The sequence below is a fragment of the Cedecea neteri NBRC 105707 = ATCC 33855 genome, from assembly GCF_001571265.1.
GTDB lineage: Bacteria > Pseudomonadota > Gammaproteobacteria > Enterobacterales > Enterobacteriaceae > Cedecea > Cedecea neteri.
Window position 1 is genome coordinate 1 of record NZ_BCTL01000037.1, and the last position, 15283, is coordinate 15283.

Genomic DNA, 15283 nt, shown 5'->3' on the forward strand with positions numbered 1-15283 from the left:
AAATGACGGTGATTTCCCCGAGTCGTTCACCGTTGCGGTGGCCACATATAAAACAGGACTAGAAGTGAACGGAATATTCGCCGGACCTACATAACCGTAGGAATTAGAGACTAATCGACATCCCCAAACGAGAGCACAAAACTGAGGGCATCAAGCCCCACAGCCCATTCTTTATCGCTGCTCGCCCATCATCTCTTTCACCAGATCCACGCAGCGCAGGAAGCGTGAGTCATAGTCAGATTCCTCAACGTGAATAAACTCAATGTTGTTCTCTTTGAGCATCTCCACCAGCAGGTTCTGGAACGATTTTCTGTCCACGTCGCTGCCGAGGCTGCGTAAACCGTCCGCCACCCACGGCGTATTATTTTCCAGCAGGATAACCAGGTCGAAGCGGTATTCGTCGATCAGCGCCTGCACAAACGGGTGCTCGCGCCCCTCATATTTCTTGCAAAAGGCCTGGGTGGTCACAAAATCGGTGTCGATAAACGCCACTTTATTGGCGTACTTCACCGCAAAGTCGACGTACTGCGCGTGGCCGATAGCAATTTTGTCGTAGTCGGAATACTGCAGGGCCATTTCGTCCCCACCAAGGTGAGAGAAGACGTAGTCGCGGCCGTATTCCCAGGCGCTGGTGGTGTTGAAGATGTTGGCGAGCTTGTTCACCATCCACGATTTTCCGCTCGACTCGCCGCCCAGTATCGCCACCGTGCGTACGAAGAACGGTTTTACTTCGGTAGGAATGTATTCCCAGTAGCGGAACGGGTTTTCACGAATTTGCGTGCCGCTGATGTTCATAAAGGTGCGCTTAGGATCGACAACCACCGTTTCTATCCCGAGATGTTCGGTAAACTTCGCGGCGTCCCCTTCTTCCGAGGTATAGATTCGGTCAGGGGAAATCCCCTTGCTGTCCATAAACGCCTTAATACCTCGGCTCCAGACGTCCCAGCCGTGCGGATAAGGTTCCATCCCCTCCTCGTTAAAGGAGTGAATGCGGATATTCTTCTGGTATTTAAAGGTTTGCAGCAGCCAGCGCAGGCGGTCCCCGGTGGTTGGCTGCTGGGACATCGCGCTGTCGTCGAACAGGGCACGGTCGCGAGGCTCATCGTAGCCCATGATGATATGCAGCTCGTCCACCTGGCTACAGGCGCGCTGAATCAAGTAGATATGCCCGGTATGCAGCGGATAAAACTTGCCGAACACCACGCCGACTTTCTTTTCACGACGCGGGAATTCCAGCCCAAGGAAGCGGTGCAGCGCCTCCAGTTTTTGCGCGCTGGGGCTTTTGATTTTCGCGTTCAGTAACTGGCTCAGGTAGCCTTTAGTCATGCCGCTGGCATCCGCCACCTGCTGCAGGGTGCAACCCTGCTGACGAATAGCCGTTTTAATATAGTCGAATGACGACACGCGCTGCCTCCTGCCGGAGCGGGAACGATTCCCGCAAGTTACTCAATTATAAGTCGTCGAATACAGAAAGCGCATCAGCAAGTTTTTTCACGCCGAAGACCTGCATCCCTTCAGGAATTTTTTTCGGTACGTTGGCCTGCGGCACAATCGCGCGCTTGAAGCCGTGTTTTGCCGCTTCGGAAATGCGTTCCTGGCCGCTAGGTACCGGGCGGATTTCGCCGGCCAGCCCGACTTCGCCAAACACTACTAAATCCTGCGGCAAAGCTCTGTCCCGTAAGCTGGAAACCATCGCCAGCAGCAGCGCCAGGTCGGCGCTGGTTTCGGTAACTTTTACGCCGCCCACCACGTTTACAAACACGTCCTGATCGGCCATTTGCAGGCCGCCGTGGCGGTGCAGCACGGCCAGCAAAATCGCCAGACGGTTTTGCTCCAGGCCAACGGCCACGCGGCGAGGGTTGGACATCATCGACTGATCCACCAGCGCCTGGATCTCAACCAGCAGCGGACGCGTTCCTTCCCAGACCACCATCACAGAGCTGCCCGGCGTCACTTCATCGCCCCGACTGAGAAAAATGGCCGACGGGTTGCTGACTTCACGCAGTCCCTGCTCGGTCATCGCGAACACGCCCAGCTCGTTCACCGCGCCAAAGCGGTTTTTATGACTACGCAGAGTACGGAAGCGGGAATCGGCATCGCCGTCAAGCATCACGGAGCAGTCGATACAGTGTTCGAGGACTTTTGGCCCCGCCAGGGAGCCATCTTTGGTCACGTGCCCGACCATCACGATCGCCACGCCTTTCGTCTTCGCAAAGCGCGTCAGGTAGGCTGCGGTTTCACGCACCTGGGCCACGCTGCCTGGCGAAGACTGCACATCCGCCATGTGCATCACCTGGATCGAGTCGATCACCATCAGCTTCGGCTGCTCTTCCTCGGCGATCATACAGATCTGTTCGATACTGGTTTCCGAGAGCATATTGAGGTTTTGCGTCGGCAAACCCAAACGATGTGCGCGCATCGCCACCTGCTGAAGCGACTCTTCACCGGTGACGTAAAGGGTTTTCATTTGCTCGCTCAGCTTGCAAAGCGTTTGCAGCAGCAGCGTTGATTTCCCCGCGCCAGGGTTACCGCCGATAAGAATGGCGCTGCCCGGCACCACCCCGCCGCCAAGCACTCGATCAAACTCTTTAAAGCCGGTGGAAAAGCGCGGCAGTTCTTCCAGACTGATGTCCGAGAGCTTTTGTACACGGCTGACGCCCGCGCTTCCGGCATAGCCAGAAAGACGTTCGTTGCGGGCAACCTGTGGAGAAGCGGCGATGCGCACTTCGGTAATGGTATTCCACGCGTGACAGGCGCTGCACTGCCCCTGCCAGCGCGGGTAATCCGCACCACACTCGTTACAAACAAATGCGCGTTTTGGAGCTTTCGCCACCTTTATACCTCTTGTTAACGTTCTTCCTGAATCAGGCTGCCGGAAAGGATACAGAACACACCCATGAGATCCGCATGACGGATGCTGACTTCGCTCTTCTCAATCACCTTCGGCTTAGCATGATAGGCAATCCCCAGGCCTGCGGCATGGATCATGGGTAAATCATTGGCCCCGTCGCCAATCGCAACAGTCTGTGCGGCAGGGATTTCATATTTTTCGGCCAGCCGCTTCAGGGTGACCGCTTTGAACTTCGCGTCCACAATCTGCCCCAGCACTTCGCCGGTCAGCTTGCCGTCGCAAATCTCGAGTTCGTTAGCGACGACCGCCGTCAGGTTTAATGTGTCGCGCAGGTATTCAGCGAAGAAGGTAAATCCGCCTGAAGCAATCGCCACTTTCCAGCCCAGCGTATCGAGATTTTGTACCAGAGATTTTAGCCCCGGCATCAACGGTAACTCGTCGCGTACCTGGCGCAAAATGTTAGCATCCGCGCCCTTCAGGGTCGCCACGCGCTGGCGCAGACTGGCGGTAAAGTCCAGTTCGCCACGCATTGCGCGCTCGGTGACTTCAGCCACCATTTCACCCGTTCCCGCCAGTTTGGCAATCTCATCGATGCACTCGATCTGAATGGCGGTGGAGTCCATGTCCATGACCAGCAGGCCCGGCGTTTTTAAATGTGGGATTTTACCCAGCGGCGCAACATCCAGCCCGGCGTCATGCGCAAGCTTTGTCGCACGCGGCGTTAAAGAGCCGGCCAGGCGAATAACCTGGTAATCTTCCACACACCAGGCGGTCACAATCACCATCGCCGCGCCCAGCTTACGCTGGTATTTGGTCAGGCATTGTTTATCCAGATTACGCCCGTACAGGAGCCAGCCACTGCGGCCGGCGCGGTAGTCCAGCGGCATCACTTCGTCACCGCTCAGAGAAAGCGGCAACCCAGGCCAAAGTGAAACATCGTTAGGCAAATCGCACCAGGTCAAACTGTTTGGCATTGCGGCTCCAGAATCAAGTAAACATACCCTTGCGCCGCCGAAATTAGGGGAAATGGCAGAAAGGTATCCGGGTAAAAACAACGCATGAGGCTACCTTGTCCGCCTTGCTTCTGGCAACATTAAAGTACGCAATTTTCCAAAGGTGCATCATGGTTCGGGTAAAATTTAAATTTCGGCTCCACCGCGCAGTGATTGTGCTGTTCTGCCTCGCACTTTTGGTGGCGCTAATGCAGGGCGCATCCTGGTTCAGCCGGGGCAGCCAGCAGGCGCGAAACGTTCAGTTGGAAGAGCTGGCCCGTACCCTCTCCCGGCAGGTCGCGTTTAATCTGGTGCCGGTAATGAAAACGGAGAATCCGGATGAAAAACGCATCTCAACCGTGCTTAACCTTTTGACAAAGGATAGCCGTATTCTGGATGCCGCCGTATACGACAGCGAAGGCGATCAAATTGCTCGTGCTGGGGAAAACATTGAGGTTCGCGACCGCCTGGCGCTGGACGGCCAAAAAGCCGGCAGCTACTTCAACCACCAAATCGTCGAACCTATTGTGGATAAAAGCGGCCCCATCGGCTACCTGCGAATTACGCTGGATACCCACACTCTTGCTACCGAAGCCAAACAGGTGGACAACACCACCAATATTCTGCGCCTGATGCTGCTGCTCGCGGTCGCTATCGGCATCGTCCTGACCCGCACGCTGCTGCACGGCAAGCGTACCCGCTGGCAGCAATCACCGTTCCTGCTTACCGCCAACACGAAGGTAAAAGAGGAAGACGAGTCGAAGTAAAGCTCCCGCGGTAAATTCGTTGAGATGGCGTCATGCTAAGATGGCGCCATTCTTCTGGGAAAAGGATCTTTGCTATGTCGACTTTACGTTTGCTTATATCTGACTCTTACGACCCGTGGTTTAACCTGGCCGTTGAAGAGACTATTTTTCGGCAGATGCCCGCCACTCAGCGGGTTCTGTTCCTGTGGCGTAATGCGGACACGGTGGTTATTGGCCGCGCCCAAAATCCCTGGAAAGAGTGTAATACCGGGCGAATGGAGCAGGACAACGTTCGGCTGGCAAGGCGCAGCAGCGGCGGTGGCGCGGTGTTCCACGACCTCGGCAATACCTGCTTCACTTTTATGGCCGGCAAGCCGGAATACGACAAGAGCATTTCCACGTCTATCGTGCTGAGCGCGCTGGAAAGCCTTGGCCTTAATGCCACCGCTTCCGGGCGTAACGATCTTGAAGTCGAAACCGCCGAGGGAACGCGTAAAATTTCCGGATCTGCCTACCGCGAAACTATGGATCGCGGCTTCCACCACGGCACCCTGTTGCTGAATGCCGATCTTAGCCGCCTGGCAAACTACCTCAATCCCGATCCGAAAAAACTGCAGGCTAAGGGCATTACCTCGGTAAGAGGAAGGGTCGCAAATCTCAGTGATATCAAGCCGGGGCTGACCCACGAGCAAATAGCCGTGGCGATAACGGAGGCTTTCTTCGCCCATTATGGCGAACGCGTTGAAGCAGAGCATATCTCGCCCGAAGCGCTGCCTGACCTGCCGGGTTTTGCCGAGACCTTTGCCCGCCAGAGCAGCTGGGAATGGAACTTTGGCCAGGCGCCAGCCTTTACACATCTGCTGGATAACCGCTTTAGCTGGGGCGGCGTCGAGCTCCATTTTGACGTTGAGAAAGGGCATATCACCCGCGCCCAGGTGTTCACCGATAGCCTTAACCCTGCCCCGCTTGAAGCGCTGGCCACCCGGTTAAAAGGCTGCCTGTATCGCAGTATTTTACTGCAGCAGGAGTGCGAAACGCTGATCTACAGCTTCCCGGAACAGGAAGCCGAACTGAAAGAGCTGTCGGCGTGGATTGCCCAGGCGGTTCGTTAAGCGAGACGTTTAAGCCGCTCGCTTAACTGCCCTACTTGCTCAGCCATTCCTGCTGCTATTTGCCGGAATGGCTCGCTTACTTTCGAATTAAAGCTTAGCTCACGCCAATAACGCTGTGCCCACGGCTGCATCTCGAGCCACACCTCGCCGGGGACTTCGGCATCAATATTAATTTCAATGCCATCCTCCCTCATATTTCCCGAACTGCCCGGCGCCCACGCCATCGGCAGCATATCGTAGACCGGCGTTAGCTCGAGCGGACGGTCGGACAAAAAGAAGGAGAGATTCCCGGCATGCATATCGCTATTGCCAATCAGTCGGCCAAAAGCCCAAATTCGCTGGACCTGCCGAAGCGTTGTGGCCTCAACCATACCCTCTTCTTTTAGACGTGCGACGGCCTTAGGCCAGCTAAGTACGCCCGCAGCGTATTCACTTTGCACGCTTTCAAGAGACACGATGCTACGTCGCCCGAAAGCACCGGCGCAGTCAAAGCGCTCAACCTCGAGAAAGACCTGCCCGCTATCGGTCGACAGTAAGTCACACCGGGCGGCAGCAAGCCCTTCTTCATTCAGCAGCGTTAAAGCGCTGGCCTCGGCAGTCAGCAAATCCGCCCAGCGGCGCTGGTTATCGTTTCGTCTGGCCGGGGTGAACTTAACGATGACGTGCCGTGGCCCGCAAAGGGCTTCACTGTAGCAGGAGAATTTAGGCTGCTCGCCTCCGGCAGATGAGCCGAAAATTTCGCCGTCTATTGCCCGGTGAGCAAACTCAGCGTAAGCCTCAAGACGCTCATCGAGAGCAATAGGGTTGAGGGCGATCGTTTGTGTCCAGCGACGGTAGCTTTCTTCGCCGACCAGCCATCCACCCAGGTTTTCCAGCCGCTGCGCAGAAAGGGCAAAAAGCACATCTTCTTCCCGCCACAGCCGAATATCCTCAGGCAGATCGCTATTTTTAGCCAGCTCACTCCCCCAGGCTCGCCCCAAAAACCCCTGCGGGCGGAGATCGTTGAGATACCATGGAAGCCCGTCATACCAGCGGCTATCCCCGTTGTTTTGCACAACCAGGCAGCTTCCCCTCGGCCACATAGGGTAAAGCACACCAAACTCCCAGGCTTTACCGGCGTCATCAACCTGCCACAGCTGAAATTCCCGATGCTGCCTTACCGGATGCTTTAGCCCATAAAGCGTCGCCCGGGCATGGCCAAATTTTATGACGTCCGGCTCAACTAAAACCCTGCGAGAGAAGGTCGCCTGACTGACGTCCAGCCGTTGAGACAGCGTTCTGGCAGGAAGGGGCCCGGTAAGAAGCAGGTCGGTTAGCTCGCTCATATGAATAGATTAATGAATAGATACTTGAATTGATTTATAGCCACAAAACCCAGTCTGGTAAAGGCTATTTACTTAAGATGAGAAATAAAATGAATAGATACTTGCTATAAAAAAGGCGCCCTCAGGCGCCTTTAAAACGAGCAGAAAAACTTACTCTTTGTCGCCCAGAAGGACGGATTCCAGAGCAATTTTGATCATGTCGTTGAAGGTGGTCTGACGCTCAGCGGCAGTGGTCTGCTCGTGAGTACGGATGTGGTCAGACACGGTGCAGATGGTCAGCGCTTTCGCACCGAACTCTGCAGCAACGCCATAGATACCGGCCGCTTCCATTTCCACGCCCAGGATGCCGTATTTTTCCATCACGTCGAACATGGACGGATCTGGTGTGTAGAACAGGTCTGCAGAGAAGATGTTGCCCACGCGAGCGTCAACGCCCAGCGCTTTAGCCGCGTCAACCGCGTTACGAACCATATCGAAGTCCGCAATAGCCGCGAAGTCATGATCCTTGAAGCGCAGACGGTTAACTTTAGAGTCAGTACACGCGCCCATGCCGATAACCACGTCGCGCAGCTTAACGTCTGCACGTACCGCGCCGCAGGAGCCTACGCGAATGATTTTCTTCACGCCGAAATCGGTGATCAGCTCTTTAGCGTAGATAGAGCAGGATGGAATGCCCATGCCGTGGCCCATCACGGAAATCTTACGGCCTTTGTAAGTCCCGGTGAAACCGAGCATGCCGCGCACGTTGTTCACTTCACGCACGTCTTCCAGGAAGGTTTCCGCGATGTGCTTAGCGCGCAGCGGGTCACCCGGCATCAGTACTACGTCAGCGAAATCGCCCATTTCCGCATTAATGTGTGGCGTAGCCATTGTGTATTCCTTGATTTAAAAAGTTAGCAATCAGGCGGGCGAAAGCCCGCCCAAAGGGATCACAGCATGTTTTTGCCGTAGTCCATGTCGGAAAGACCGAAGTACTTCGCTACCGTCTGGCCGATGTCCGCGAAGGTTTCACGGTGGCCGAGAGAACCGGCTTTCACTTTCGGGCCGTAGATCAGCACCGGAATGTGTTCGCGAGTGTGGTCGGTACCTTGCCAGGTCGGGTCACAGCCGTGGTCAGCGGTGAGGATCAGAATATCGTCCTCTTTCAGCAGCGACATCAGCTCTGGCAAACGACGGTCGAACAGCTCAAGGCCGCCCGCATAGCCCGCCACGTCGCGACGGTGGCCCCAGGAGGAGTCGAAGTCCACGAAGTTGGTGAATACGATAGTCTCGTCACCGGCTTCCTTCATCTCTTTGATGGTCGCGTCAAACAGCGCGTCCAGGCCGGTTGCCTTCACTTTTTTAGTGATACCGCAGTTGGCGTAGATGTCCGCAATTTTACCCACGGAAACTACCTGGCCGTTTTTCTCATCAACCAGCTTCTGCAGCACGGTGGCAGCCGGTGGTTCAACCGCTAAGTCGTGACGGTTGCCGGTACGCTGGAAGTTGCCAGCTTTATCGCCAACAAACGGACGAGCGATAACGCGGCCAATGTTGTAGCCGCCTTCGGTCAGCTCTTCACGCGCGATTTCGCACAGCTCATAAAGCTTATCCAGGCCGTAGGTTTCTTCGTGGCAGGCAATCTGGAACACGGAGTCAGCGGAGGTGTAGAAAATCGGTTTCCCGGTTTTCATGTGCTCTTCGCCCAGTCCGTCCAGAATCACGGTCCCGGAAGAGTGGCAGTTACCGAGGTAGCCCGGCAGGTTGGCACGCTTGACCAGTTTGTCCAGCAGCTCCTGAGGGAAGCTGTTTTCGTGGTCGCTGAAATAGCCCCAGTCAAACAGTACCGGCACGCCAGCGATTTCCCAGTGGCCAGACGGGGTGTCTTTGCCGGAGGAAAGCTCATGTGCCCAGGCGTACGCACCGATAACTTCTGCGTTAGGGTCCATGCCTGCGGCAACTTTCCCGGTCGAGCCCTCGTGGGCTTTAACCAGGCCAAGACGAGTCAGGTTAGGCAGGGTCAGAGGCCCTTTACGGCCTTTGTCAGCTTCGCCTTTGGCGCAAGCTTCCGCGATGTGACCGAAAGTATCAGAGCCGACATCTCCGAAGCGCTCAGCGTCTTCGGTAGCACCGATGCCGAACGAGTCCAGCACCATAATAAACGCACGTTTCATATTATTCTCCGTACCTTGTGCTCTATATAAAATAGGGATCAGATCAGTATACCGTTATTCGGTGATTCGACGATAGACCGTTGGTGTTTCCTGCGGCGCTTTTTCGTCAATCCTGATTGCCGCTTTCACCGCCTTCGCCGCTTCCTGCCAGCTGGCTTCGTCTTTCGCGTGGATAACGGCCAGCGGACGTTCGCCGTCGATAGACTCACCCAGACGCGCCATATCGGTAAAGCCGACGCTGTAATCGATAGTATCGGAAGCCTGACGACGACCGCCGCCCATCGACACCACCGCCATGCCCAGCGCGCGGGTATCCATCGCGGAAACAAAGCCGGACGTTTCGGCATATACCGCTTTGCTCAGCATCGCCGTTGGCAGGTACTTCGCATAATTTTCAACAAAGTCGCTCGGGCCTTTCTGCGCGGCAACCATACGGCCAAACACTTCCGCAGCTTTACCGTTGTCCAGTACCGCCTGAAGCTTCGCGCGGGCTTCCGTATCGTCTTTGGCAAGCTTGCCGGAAATCAGCATTTCCACGCACAGCGCCATCGTGACGTCGAACAGACGAGGGTTGCGGTATTCACCGGTCAGGAACTGCACGGCTTCGCGAACTTCTACGGCGTTGCCTGCGCTGGAAGCCAGCACCTGGTTCATGTCCGTCAGCAAGGCGGTAGTCTTCACGCCCGCACCGTTGGAAACGCCAACGATCGCCTCTGCCAACTGTGCAGAAAGCTCGTAAGTTGGCATAAATGCGCCGCTGCCTACTTTCACGTCCATCACCAGCGCGTCCAACCCTTCGGCCAGTTTCTTCGCCAGAATCGAAGCGGTAATAAGAGGAATGGAGTCCACCGTCGCGGTTATATCGCGGGTGGCATAGAAACGTTTGTCCGCCGGTGCCAGCGAGCTAGTCTGGCCGATGATGGCCACACCGACGTCCTTAATAATGTCGCGGAAGCGGTTATCGTCCGGGAAGATATCGAAGCCCGGAATCGCCTCCAGCTTGTCCAGCGTCCCGCCGGTGTGCCCCAGGCCGCGGCCTGAAATCATCGGCACATACCCGCCGCATGCCGCCACCATTGGGCCAAGCATCAGCGAGGTCACGTCGCCCACGCCGCCGGTGGAGTGTTTATCCACAATCGGGCCGTTGAGATTGAGGCTTTTCCAGTCCAGCACGGTGCCGGAATCCCGCATCGCCATCGTCAGCGAGACCCTTTCCGGCATGGTCATGTCGTGGAAGAAAATGGTCATCGCCAGAGCAGCAATTTGCCCTTCTGAGACGGTGTTGTCGCGAATACCGTTGATAAAGAAACGAATCTCTTCGTCGCTCAGTACCAGACCATCACGTTTTTTACGAATAATTTCTTGTGCGAGAAACACGGCAACCCCCTGGGAAATGCGGGTAAAGAGCGGCGGAAATCCCGCCGCAATTAAAGATTACTCTAGATAATTCGAGTCGTAGGAAGGCGGCAAAAGAGCTCATCCCCAGGAGCTTACTAGAGTAAGTGACTGGGGTGAGGGAGTGCAGCTTACGCACCTGCGGCTTGAAGTATGACGAGTAATTAGTAGCTGCTGGCGCTTTTACCGTCCCCGTGGCCCAGCGCTTTCAGCAGGCTGGCCAACAGGCTGGACGCCCCGAAGCGGTAGTGGCGAGAGTCGGCCCAGTCGGCACCGAACAGATCGTCCGCGATAGCCAGGAACTGCGCGGCATCTTCAGCGGAACGAACGCCACCCGCCGGTTTGAAGCCTACGGTTTTTTCCACGCCCATATCGCGGATCACTTCCATCATAATGCGAGCGCTTTCTGGCGTGGCGTTAACCGGCACTTTACCGGTAGAGGTTTTGATGAAGTCGGCGCCGGCTTTAATCGCGATAGCAGAAGCTTTGCGGATCAGTTCTTCGGTTTTCAACTCGCCGGTTTCAATGATCACTTTCAGCAGCACATTAGCGCTGGCGCAGGCGTCTTTACACGCTTTCACCAGGTCGAAGCCCACCTGCTCATTACCGGCAATCAGCGCACGGTAAGGGAACACTACATCCACTTCGTCTGCGCCGTAGGCGATAGCGGCGCGAGTTTCTGCCAGCGCGATGTCGATATCGTCGTTACCGTGCGGGAAGTTAGTCACGGTCGCAATGCGGATGTCCGGGGTACCCTGCTCTTTCAGAGTTTTGCGGGCAATTGGGATAAAGCGCGGGTAGATACAAATCGCAGCGGTGTTACCAACTGGGGTTTTTGCCTGATGGCATAGAGCGATGACTTTCTCGTTAGTGTCATCGTCGTTCAGGGTAGTCAGATCCATCAGTTTCAGCGCACGCAGGCTGCTTTGGGTTAAATCGGTCATAACGCTCTCCAACAAAAGGTAAATAAGTCTCCGGCCAGGAAACTCAACACGTTGGAGCGGACTTGGTTCCTTGAAGAAGAGTGGTCACCTCGGTCACCCTCACGTTGAGATCCTTCTCACCGCACATTGCCGGTTGCAATGTTAGAATTCTAACACCCACCACCGATGCAATTTTGTGTCTCGCCTCACAAAAGCCAAAGCATGAATTGCAAGCTTTCATAGAGTATATGTGATTAACGGAACAAAATAACGCGCTAAATTGCGCCAGGAAGCAAGAAAATGGCTGGCAGGGCGCCAGCCATCGGTTACCGCTTAATGTTATAATTATAACATTTCTATTGCAGCTTACAGTGCCAGGAACAGCCCGGCGATGGTGGCGCTCATCAGGTTAGACAGCGTCCCTGCGGCCACGGCCTTCATACCCAACTGGGCCACATCATGCCGACGATTTGGCGCCATGCTGCCCAGGCCGCCAATCAGAATGGCGATAGAAGAAAGGTTAGCAAATCCGCACAGCGCGAAGGAGATAATCGCTTTAGTATGGCCGGACAATACTTGTAGGCCAGCCGCGGCCACTTCGGCATCATCCTTCAGGTAAGCGCCAAAGTTCAGGTAGGCGACAAACTCGTTGATGATCAGCTTCTGGCCGATAAACGATCCGGCTACAGTCGCTTCACTCCACGGCACGCCAATCAGCCAGGCTACCGGTGAGAATACCCAGCCAAGCATCAGCTCCAGCGAGAGTTGCGGATAGTTGAACCAGCCGCCGATGCCGGAAAGCATTCCGTTCAGCAGGGCAATCAGGGCGACAAACGCCAACAGCATCGCGCCCACATTCAGCGCCAGCTGCATCCCGGAGGCTGCACCAGACGCCGCCGCGTCCAGCACGTTAGCCGGGCGATCCGGGTCGTTTTTCATCGACTCCAGCTCCGGCGTATCGTTCGGGGTTTCCGTCTCTGGCAGCATGATCTTGGCAAACAGCAGCCCGCCCGGCGCAGCCATAAAGGACGCCGCAATCAGGTATTCCAGCGGCACGCCCATCTGCGCGTAGCCCGCCAGTACGGAGCCCGCGACGGAAGCAAGGCCGCCGCACATCACGGCAAACAGCTCAGAGCGGGTCATGGTGGCGATATAAGGACGCACAACCAGCGGCGCTTCCGTTTGGCCGACGAAAATGTTCGCCGTCGCCGACAGCGATTCGGTACGGGACGTTTTCAGTACTTTGCGCAGGCCGCCGCCAAGCACGCGGATCACCAGCTGCATCACGCCCAGGTAGTAAAGCACGGCGATAAGCGAGGAGAAAAAGACGATGATCGGCAGTACGCGCAGCGCGAAAATAAAGCCGCCGCCGCCGAAGACTTCAAACATTTTGTCAGAAACCAGCCCGCCAAACAGGAAGGAAATCCCTGAGTTGCCGTAGGCGATGACGTTAGCCACCCCTTCCGACATCGCGAGCAGAACTTTACGGCCAACGGGCACGTAAAGGATCAGCGCCCCGATGCCGATTTGAATCAGCCACGCGCCAATGACGGTACGCAGGTTGATCGCTTTGCGGTTGCTGGAGAGTAAAACGGCGATCAGCAACAGCGCGACCATGCCGACCAATCCCATGAGTATTTGCATACAGTATCCCTGTGTATCAACTGGAAGATTCGGGCTTTACCAGCCCGCTTTTTAGCGCGCGGATTATAACCACAGGGGGGTGAAAAGTGCCGGAGCAATCACGTATAGGAGGAAATATATAGAAACATTTACGCAGCAAGGTGACGAATATCACACTTTACGCTAACTGATTAGAAAGCGAATAATTCGTCTGCGTTGTTTTTCAAGGCGTTAGCGATAATTTCAGGCGGCTCCGGCCGGAGTTCGCACAAGGATTCGAAGACTTTTGCCGCACGTTCCGGGCGGTTGGGCTGCCCCTGCCAACCGTTCAGCGGCATATCCGGCGCATCGGTTTCCAGCAGCAGCGATGAAAGCGGCAAACGGGCCATCACATCCCGGGTTTTGCTGGCTCGGGGATAGGTGATGGTGCCACCGACGCCAATGCGATAGCCCATCGCAATAAAGCGTTCCGCCTGCTGCAAGCTCCCGGCAAAACCATGCACCACGCCGGTTCTCGGTAAATTGTGGCGCTTCAGGTGCAGCGCCAGCTTGTCGTGGGTACGGCGGGAGTGAAGCAGCACCGGCAGATCGTAACGCTTCGCCAGCTTCAGCTGCTCGCTGAGGATAAACTCCTGCCTGTCGAGCTGCGGATCTTCGCGATAAAGATCCAACCCAATCTCACCGATGGCGATCAGCTTCTCCGGCTTTTGCCGCAAAAGATCCTCCAGCTCGGCCAGCCCCGCTTCATCATGCTTTTCAATCACAATAGGGTGCATACCCAGGGCGGCATAAAGCGCCGGATAATTCTGCGCCAGCGCGAGGACACGCTTGAAACGTTCTGCCTCTACTGCTGGCACAATGATTTTACGCACCCCGGCCTCAGCGGCTAACGCGAGGCTGCGCTCTTCATCCCCGGTGAAGGGGGGAAAGTCAAAATGGCAATGGGTGTCGTAGAACGTAAAACTCACGCAAGATCCTCATTATCAAACGCCGCATCATTCGCCTGCAGTCCCGGGCTAATCGGCTTAACCAGCGATTCATTGGCCGCCGCCACAGGAGAAATAACCAACGGGCCGGGCGTGTTAATACGCGGCAGATGGCGCCTTAACGGCGGCTTAGCCACCAGCAATTTGCCAATGGTGGCCAGGAAATAGCGCCCACACAAGCGCCCCGTTTGATAATCCGCCGTCAAAGAAGGCAGGCGGCTGCCGAGCGCGCTGCTTAATAGCGCTTTAGGCGGATAAATCTCGAAGATTCTCAGTTTACCTGGCGGCTTCTCAATGAAGCTTTGGATCTCACGATAACTTTCTTCGTGGTGCTGTACCAGGTTCAAAAGCGGCTGCAGACTGCTTTCCGCCAGCCAGCGCTCCATATGTTTAAACCACTGCGGCGTGTAGTACATCTGTGAAGGTACGGTGCGAATGACCACCAGCGTATCCGCCCCGCGATTTACCGCTTCCCGCACCGGTACCGCATCGCTGATGCCGCCGTCCTGATAGCTGACGCCGTCAATATCCACGCCTGAGCGATAAAAACCGGGAATGGCGCTGGAGGCTTTCAGCAAATTTAGCCAGGTATCAGAGGTCGGCGAAAAGTAATTCGCCGCATAGTCATCACTGCGGCAGGCACACATAAAGAACTCTTTTCCCTGCTCAAAAAGCGGGTCGGCGCTGGACATCGACAGCGGCAATCTGGCCGCGGTCGACTCAATCAGCCAGTCGAGATCAATCAGGTGTCCTCCGCGTGCAAAGCGAAGCGGATTGAAGAAATCCCTCGTCGTCGTAAAGCGCGTGATGACGCGGCGCGCGTATCCCGGCTGATTACAAACGTAAGCGGAGAGATTCTGCGCCCCGGCAGAGGTCCCAAGGAACAGATCAAAGGGGTTGAATTCCGCACGCATAAACTCGTCCAGAACCCCGGCCGTAAAGATCCCGCGCTGCCCGCCCCCTTCACAAATCAGAGCGAGTTTTCCAGGACGAAAAGGTTTGCTCGCCAGCGGCGCAATATTGCCGAGCGTAACGGGTATACGATGTCCCACCCTGCTTTCCTGAATGCTGTTGTTGTGAATTTCTACCCTATACCCATAGCGCGCTAAGTAAAACGGCGAAAGCCAGTCACGAGGACTGGCTTAAGGTTGCTGACAAAGAGGGAAAAAGCGTGGTT

At 55.8% G+C, this 15283-nt stretch carries 13 protein-coding genes; 2 read left to right on the top strand and 11 right to left on the bottom strand.

The genetic code is table 11. The features are described 5' to 3' along the window. Positions 1-171: 171 nt before the first annotated feature. Genes nadR through serB form a run of 3 tightly spaced genes read right to left on the bottom strand, consistent with a single transcriptional unit; the run spans position 172 to position 3825 of the window. Positions 172-1404 (bottom strand): multifunctional transcriptional regulator/nicotinamide-nucleotide adenylyltransferase/ribosylnicotinamide kinase NadR, encoded by a 1233-nt coding sequence (gene nadR, locus CNE01S_RS15860; RefSeq protein ID WP_008460108.1) that lies wholly within the window; start codon positions 1402-1404, stop codon positions 172-174. A gap of 46 nt (positions 1405-1450) precedes the next feature. Further along, the gene (gene radA, locus CNE01S_RS15865) at positions 1451-2833 is read right to left on the bottom strand and encodes a DNA repair protein RadA (RefSeq protein WP_008460107.1); all 1383 of its coding nucleotides are present in this window, start codon (positions 2831-2833) and stop codon (positions 1451-1453) included. 14 nt (positions 2834-2847) lie between these two features. Beyond that, complete coding sequence (gene serB / locus CNE01S_RS15870) at positions 2848-3825, bottom strand: phosphoserine phosphatase (RefSeq protein WP_061277283.1); 978 nt, start codon at positions 3823-3825, stop codon at positions 2848-2850. A gap of 149 nt (positions 3826-3974) precedes the next feature. Here serB and CNE01S_RS15875 point away from each other — a divergent pair, with 149 nt between their 5' ends. Then, positions 3975-4610, top strand: a complete 636-nt coding sequence (locus tag CNE01S_RS15875; RefSeq protein WP_061277284.1) for a YtjB family periplasmic protein — start codon at positions 3975-3977, stop codon at positions 4608-4610. 74 nt (positions 4611-4684) lie between these two features. After that, entirely contained in the window at positions 4685-5701 is a 1017-nt protein-coding gene (gene lplA, locus CNE01S_RS15880) for a lipoate--protein ligase (RefSeq protein ID WP_061277285.1), read from the top strand. Here lplA and yjjJ read toward each other — a convergent pair. The 8 genes from yjjJ to CNE01S_RS15920 all read right to left on the bottom strand — a co-directional run bounded on the left by yjjJ (position 5698) and on the right by CNE01S_RS15920 (position 15158). Then, positions 5698-7026 carry a type II toxin-antitoxin system HipA family toxin YjjJ gene (gene yjjJ, locus CNE01S_RS15885; RefSeq protein ID WP_061277286.1) on the bottom strand — a complete coding sequence of 443 codons (1329 nt, stop codon included), beginning with the start codon at positions 7024-7026 and terminating at the stop codon, positions 5698-5700. The genes lplA and yjjJ overlap by 4 nt on opposite strands. A 150-nt stretch (positions 7027-7176) precedes the next feature. Continuing rightward, a complete protein-coding gene (gene deoD, locus CNE01S_RS15890) occupies positions 7177-7896 on the bottom strand; it encodes a purine-nucleoside phosphorylase (protein ID WP_008460099.1) in 720 nt (239 codons plus the stop codon). A 59-nt stretch (positions 7897-7955) separates the two neighbouring features. After that, positions 7956-9179: a phosphopentomutase gene (deoB, locus tag CNE01S_RS15895; RefSeq protein ID WP_061277287.1), complete on the bottom strand. Its 1224-nt coding sequence runs from the start codon at positions 9177-9179 to the stop codon at positions 7956-7958. Between the two features lie 54 nt (positions 9180-9233). After that, positions 9234-10556, bottom strand: coding sequence for a thymidine phosphorylase (gene deoA / locus CNE01S_RS15900; protein ID WP_061277288.1), 1323 nt, complete (start codon positions 10554-10556; stop codon positions 9234-9236). Between the two features lie 182 nt (positions 10557-10738). Further along, the gene (deoC, locus tag CNE01S_RS15905) at positions 10739-11518 is read right to left on the bottom strand and encodes a deoxyribose-phosphate aldolase (protein WP_039290078.1); all 780 of its coding nucleotides are present in this window, start codon (positions 11516-11518) and stop codon (positions 10739-10741) included. Positions 11519-11863: 345 nt separating this feature from the next. Continuing rightward, positions 11864-13141, bottom strand: a complete 1278-nt coding sequence (locus tag CNE01S_RS15910; protein ID WP_061277289.1) for a NupC/NupG family nucleoside CNT transporter — start codon at positions 13139-13141, stop codon at positions 11864-11866. 170 nt (positions 13142-13311) lie between these two features. Beyond that, on the bottom strand, positions 13312-14088 hold the full coding sequence (locus CNE01S_RS15915; RefSeq protein WP_061277290.1) for a TatD family hydrolase: 777 nt from the start codon (positions 14086-14088) through the stop codon (positions 13312-13314). Further along, positions 14085-15158 carry a patatin-like phospholipase family protein gene (locus CNE01S_RS15920; RefSeq protein WP_061277291.1) on the bottom strand — a complete coding sequence of 358 codons (1074 nt, stop codon included), beginning with the start codon at positions 15156-15158 and terminating at the stop codon, positions 14085-14087. Before CNE01S_RS15920 ends, CNE01S_RS15915 begins: the two co-directional genes overlap by 4 nt. Positions 15159-15283: the final 125 nt, after the last annotated feature.